Origin of the sequence: Psychromonas arctica DSM 14288, assembly GCF_000482725.1 — a bacterium.
In the GTDB taxonomy this organism is placed as follows: Bacteria; Pseudomonadota; Gammaproteobacteria; order Enterobacterales; family Psychromonadaceae; genus Psychromonas; species Psychromonas arctica.
In genome coordinates this window covers 1-5,385 of sequence record NZ_AXWP01000090.1, presented here as the reverse complement: position 1 = coordinate 5,385, position 5,385 = coordinate 1, and the positions used below count along the sequence as shown (strand labels likewise).

Annotated in this window: 6 protein-coding genes; 3 read left to right on the top strand and 3 right to left on the bottom strand. The window is 39.7% G+C overall.

Annotated elements, in window-relative coordinates; all coding sequences use genetic code 11:
- The 3 genes from rpsK to rpmJ form a co-directional block, all read right to left on the bottom strand.
- Positions 1–122, bottom strand: a 122-nt coding sequence (gene rpsK / locus H592_RS22100; RefSeq protein WP_037071658.1) for a 30S ribosomal protein S11, incomplete at its 3' end; no start/stop codon positions are given.
- An 11-nt stretch (positions 123–133) separates the two neighbouring features.
- Positions 134–490 (bottom strand): 30S ribosomal protein S13, encoded by a 357-nt coding sequence (gene rpsM, locus H592_RS0111205; RefSeq protein WP_028868863.1) that lies wholly within the window; start codon positions 488–490, stop codon positions 134–136.
- A 124-nt stretch (positions 491–614) separates the two neighbouring features.
- On the bottom strand, positions 615–728 hold the full coding sequence (gene rpmJ, locus H592_RS23645; RefSeq protein ID WP_011770886.1) for a 50S ribosomal protein L36: 114 nt from the start codon (positions 726–728) through the stop codon (positions 615–617).
- Between the two features lie 408 nt (positions 729–1,136).
- Here rpmJ and H592_RS0111200 point away from each other — a divergent pair, with 408 nt between their 5' ends.
- From H592_RS0111200 to H592_RS0111190, 3 genes are all read left to right on the top strand, one after another.
- Positions 1,137–2,837 (top strand): sensor histidine kinase, encoded by a 1,701-nt coding sequence (locus H592_RS0111200; RefSeq protein WP_028868862.1) that lies wholly within the window; start codon positions 1,137–1,139, stop codon positions 2,835–2,837.
- A complete protein-coding gene (gene btsR / locus H592_RS0111195) occupies positions 2,837–3,553 on the top strand; it encodes a two-component system response regulator BtsR (protein WP_028868861.1) in 717 nt (238 codons plus the stop codon). The genes H592_RS0111200 and btsR overlap by 1 nt, the downstream gene beginning before the upstream one ends.
- A gap of 247 nt (positions 3,554–3,800) precedes the next feature.
- A complete protein-coding gene (locus H592_RS0111190) occupies positions 3,801–5,297 on the top strand; it encodes a carbon starvation CstA family protein (RefSeq protein ID WP_028868860.1) in 1,497 nt (498 codons plus the stop codon).
- Positions 5,298–5,385 lie beyond the last annotated feature (88 nt).

Sequence of the window (5,385 nt, the reverse complement as noted above, 5' to 3'; positions counted from 1 at the left end):
GCATTACCTTGACGGTCTGTAATAGTTACGATTGTGTTGTTGAAAGAAGCATGGATGTGAGCCATACCATCAGCAACTTGCTTTTTAACGCGCTTGCGAGCACGAGTTGGTGTTTTAGCCATGATCTCTTACCCTATTTCTTAATTGCTTTACGCGGACCTTTACGGGTACGAGCATTCGTTTTAGAACGCTGTCCACGTACAGGCAAGCTGCGACGATGACGAAGTCCACGGTAACAACCAAGGTCCATTAGACGCTTGATGCTCATAGATACTTCACGACGTAAATCACCTTCAACGGCGAATTTAGCTACTTCTGTACGAAGAGCTTCGATTTGTGTTTCATCCAGATCTTTAAGCTTAGTGCTTTCAGCAATGCCTGACTCAGCACAAATAATTTGTGAACGAGTCTTGCCAATGCCAAAAATAGCAGTTAATGCGATAACTGCATGCTTATGATCAGGAACGTTAATGCCAGCGATACGGGCCACTATGCACTCCTTAAAAGTTAACGATTCATTTGCGAAAAGCCCGAAAGGATGCTCTACAAATGATGATTATAAAAAATAAGTTGCTAGTTTATAAAACTAGTCACTTTAAATATCCAAATCTTAATTAGCCTTGGCGTTGTTTATGCTTTGGCTCTACGCAGATAACTCGCACCACACCGTGGCGTTTGATAACTTTGCAGTTACGGCAGATTTTTTTAACGGATGCACGAACTTTCATTGCAACACTCCGGTTGGTAAATATTAGCCTATCGAAGGGGTAACAAGTTAAAATTAAAACTGTCACATCCCAAGGGGTGCCGAATATAGCAAATTTTAAATAATTATTCGAGAAATACTTGACTAAAAGTGAATAAACATTTCAATCCTTTTCAATTTGAAGATAAAGGCTGTTAAGAATGAAGGTACTGAAGCTAAGAGTAAGTTTCAAAGTGCCATTTAAATAGCCTCTGTAAATAATGTTACGACTATATTTTCCGTGCTTACATAATCTTTTTTAAATCGAATATATTATTTAAGTAATATTAAGACAGCATTGCGACAGTGTTATAATATGCAACCCTATTTTTCTTTATCTTTATTTAGCTTGCTTTAATTTAATCGTATTAAGGCATCATTAGGAGTTGTTGTGGAAGTTACTTTATTGTTGTTGCAACAGCTTAGTGTTTATTTGGTGATCACTTATTTGCTGAGTAAAACCCCGCTTTTTATGCCGATGCTTTTTATCTCTGGGCGTAACTCTCACCGTATCGCGTGTTATTTATTATTCAGTACGTTTTGTATTTTAGGCACTTACTTTAGTTTATCGATTGAAAATGCGTTGGCTAACACGCGTGCGATTGGTGCGGTGATGGGCGGCTTGATGGGCGGCCCTATCGTTGGGCTAGCGGTGGGGTTAACCGGTGGTTTGCATCGTTATTCGATGGGGGGATTTACTGATGTCGCCTGTATGATTTCAACGACCTGTGAAGGGTTGATTGGTGGGTTGTTGCATCTTTATTATTTACGTAAAGGGCGCATAGAGAAAATTTTTAGGCCACTGACTGCAATGGCGATCACTTTATTTGCTGAAATAGTGCAGATGTTGATTATTCTTATTGTTGCGGAGCCCTTTGATAAGGCTTGGCTGTTGGTGCAATCGATTGCGTTACCGATGATTATTGCTAACTCGGTGGGTGCCGCTTTGTTCATGAGCATCATCCAAGATAGAAAAGCGATTTTTGAGAAGAACTATAATGCGTTTTCTAATAAGGCGTTACGTATTGCGCAGCTTTCAGTTGGGGTGTTCCGTCATGGTTTTGATGCTAAAAGCTGTCAGAAAATTGCTAATATTATTCACCAAGAGACGGGTGTTGGCGCGGTCTCCATTACTGATAGAGAAAAGATTTTAGCCTTTATTGGTGTAGGGGATGACCATCATTTATGTGGCACGGTGATCTCTTCTGACTATACCTTACAGGCGATTAAAAGTGGCGAAATGACTTATGCCGATGGCTATTCTACGGCGTACCAGTGTTCTATTCATGAGGATTGTAAGTTAGGTTCGGTGTTGGTTATCCCTTTATTAGAAGCAGATGGACGTGTATTGGGCACGGTTAAGTTGTATGAGCCCAAGCAGAAGATGTTTTCGACGTTAAATCGTAGTTTGGGGGAGGGGTTAGCTAAGCTTATCTCTAATCAAATTTTATTAGGGCGATATATTCAGCAAAAGAATTTATTGAATCAATCTGAGATCCGTTTGTTACAAGCACAGGTTAATCCTCACTTTTTGTTTAATACCTTGAATACGATTAGTGCGGTGACAAGAAAAGATCCGCAGAAAGCACGTGAGTTAATTCAGCATTTATCGCACTTTTTTAGAAGTAATTTAAAGCAAAATATTGACCAAGTGACAGTTAAGGAAGAATTAGAGCATGTGCATGCTTACCTTGAGATTGAGCTTGCGCGTTTTGCTGATCGTTTAAGTGTGCGAGAGAATATTGCCGATGAGTTGTTATCACTTAAGATCCCTACTTTTACTTTACAACCGCTGATTGAGAATGCCATTAAACATGGTACGTCGACGTTAATTGGCAAAGGTGAGTTGGATATTAATGGTTACTTGTTGGAAAGAGGTAAGGAAACCTTGGTGGTGTTGGAGGTAATTGATAATGCAGGAAACTACAAAACGCCAGCTAATATGAATAGCAAAGGATTAGGATTGCAGATTGTTGATAAACGTATCAAAAATGAATACGGTCAGCATTATGGTTTAACGATGACCTGTGAATCGGGTGTATATAGTAAGGCGACTATCCTTATCCCTCTGCAAAAACGAAAGGAAGCATGATGTTAAAAGCAATCATTATTGACGATGAGCTGTATGCCCGTGAAGAGCTTAACGAGTTATTAGTTGAAACGAATCAAGTGCAAGTGATTGAGCAGTGCGGTAATGCCATTGAAGGGTTAAAGGCGATTAATAGCTTGAAACCTGATGTGGTGTTTTTGGATATACATATGCCACAAATTAGCGGTTTAGAGTTACTAAGCATGCTTGACCAAGAGACGATGCCGAAGGTGGTATTTGTGACGGCCTATGATGAGTATGCGGTGAAAGCGTTTGAAGATAATGCCTTTGATTATTTGCTTAAACCGGTCGAGAGTTGCCGTTTATTAAAGACGTTAAAGCGGCTCAATGCAGAGAGAGCTGAGCTGCCTAATTATGAGCAGATTACTCATAATAAGCTGGAGTTGATCCCTTGCTCGGGTTTTAATCGTATTTTGTTACTCACGCCCAATGAAATTGAAATTGCGATGTCTGAGCAAACGGGTGTGCACTTGTTAACTGAAAAAGATAAGTTTACGGCGAGTTTGTCTTTGAAGGTATTAGAAGAAAAAACCGATTTGATACGTTGTCATCGTCAATATTTGATTAATCCGACTTGTATTCGTGAGATCAAGTTATTGGATAATGGCTCTGCAGATATTGTGACTAAGTCCGGTCATCATGCACCTGTTAGTCGTCGTTACCTGAAGCTGATTAAAGACCGTTTTGGCTTGCTGTAAGTCATTAGCCTTTGCTGTTATCCTCTCGAGACTGCGGTAAAGATCACAATTTTGTTATGCTTCCAACCCACGTTATTGCTCGCTTAGTTTGTTCTTCTTTGAATCTAAGTTATCTGCTGAAACCACTTAATTTCGATATTAACCGTTTAAATGTGTATTTGACCACTTAAGTAATCAACTACTGTTATTTAACAGCAGATGATTATAGTGCCAGCATCAAATTAACTCATTTAAAAGGAATTTAATCATGCTTTGGTTTCTCTTTTGTTTAGCACTGCTTATTGGTGGTTACTTTATTTACGGTAGCTTTGTTGAAAAAGTTTTTGGCGTTAAAAAACAACGTCAGACACCTGCCTATGAAAAACAAGATGGCGTGGATTATGTTGCTATGTCGACACCTAAAGTTTACTTAGTACAACTGCTTAACATTGCCGGTGTTGGCCCAATCTTTGGTCCTATCATGGGGGCGTTATACGGTCCTGCTGCAATGTTGTGGATTGTATTAGGTTGTATCTTTGCTGGTGGCGTGCATGATTATTTTTCGGGTATGTTATCAGTACGTAATGGCGGGGCATCGGTTCCTTCTATTACGGGTAAATACTTAGGTAACAATGCGAAGCACTTTATGAATGTGTTTGCGTTGGTACTTTTACTGTTGGTTGGGGTTGTTTTTGTTTCCGCACCTGCTGGCATGTTAACTAATTTAATTAATGACCAAACAGATATGACGGTATCGTTAATGACGATGGTTGCGATTATCTTTGCTTACTATGTTGTGGCGACGATTGTGCCGGTTGATAAAATCATTGGTCGTTTTTACCCGTTCTTTGGTGCGTTATTAATCTTTATGTCTGTTGGCTTAATTGTTGCCGTGTCTGTTTCTGCCGATCATACTTTATTAGGTGATTATGAGATGGGTCAGATGTTCACGAATATGAACCCAAATGACCTTCCATTATGGCCTGCATTGTTTATCACTATTGCTTGTGGTGCGATTTCTGGTTTCCATGCGACACAATCTCCTTTAATGGCGCGTTGTATTGAAAATGAAGAGAATGGCCGTTTTGTATTTTACGGTGCAATGATTGGTGAAGGCGTGATTGCGCTTATCTGGTGTGCACTTGCTTTATCATTCTTTGGTTCTGTTGAAGCGTTATCTGAAGTGGTTGCAACGGGTGGTCCTGGTGCGGTGGTATACGGCGCATCTTTTGGTTTGTTAGGTGTGTTTGGTGGTATCTTAGCTTTCTTAGGTGTGGTTATTTTACCGATTACGTCTGGCGATACTGCTTTCCGTTCAAGTCGTTTAATCTTAGCTGAATACTTTAATATGGAACAAAAAACGATGCGCAATCGTTTATTCATGGCATTACCTTTATTCATATTAGGTGCAATTCTAACGCAAGTAGACTTTGGTATTATCTGGCGCTACTTTGGTTTTGCTAACCAAACAACGGCTGTGATGATGTTATGGACGGCAACGGCTTACTTAGCACGTCATAACAAGTTCCATTGGATTGCGACAGTACCTGCGATGTTTATGACTGCTGTGGTTATTACCTTTATCTTAAATAATTCAACATTAGGTTTTGGATTGGCGATGCAAACATCAACGGTGATTGGTATTTTATCAACAGTTGCGATTACGGTTTATGTGTTAACGAAAGCGAAACGTGAGTTGTTTGTTAATGCGAAAGGCAAGGCTATTGATGATGATGGCGTGGAAGTTGTAGCACAAAAGAGTTAAATCCCTCTTAACTGATGTGCTAAGCCCTCTTTGATAGAGGGCTTTTTTGTATCTGGTGTTTTATTTTAGGGTAGCTAGATACGTGTAA

Bases quoted from the DNA above. Each gene is read 5' to 3' on its own strand.
- rpmJ (WP_011770886.1), bottom strand. From the start codon at position 728: ATGAAAGTTCGTGCATCCGTTAAAAAAATCTGCCGTAACTGCAAAGTT.
- H592_RS0111190 (WP_028868860.1), top strand. From the start codon at position 3,801: ATGCTTTGGTTTCTCTTTTGTTTAGCACTGCTTATTGGTGGTTACTTT.
- btsR (WP_028868861.1), top strand. From the start codon at position 2,837: ATGTTAAAAGCAATCATTATTGACGATGAGCTGTATGCCCGTGAAGAG.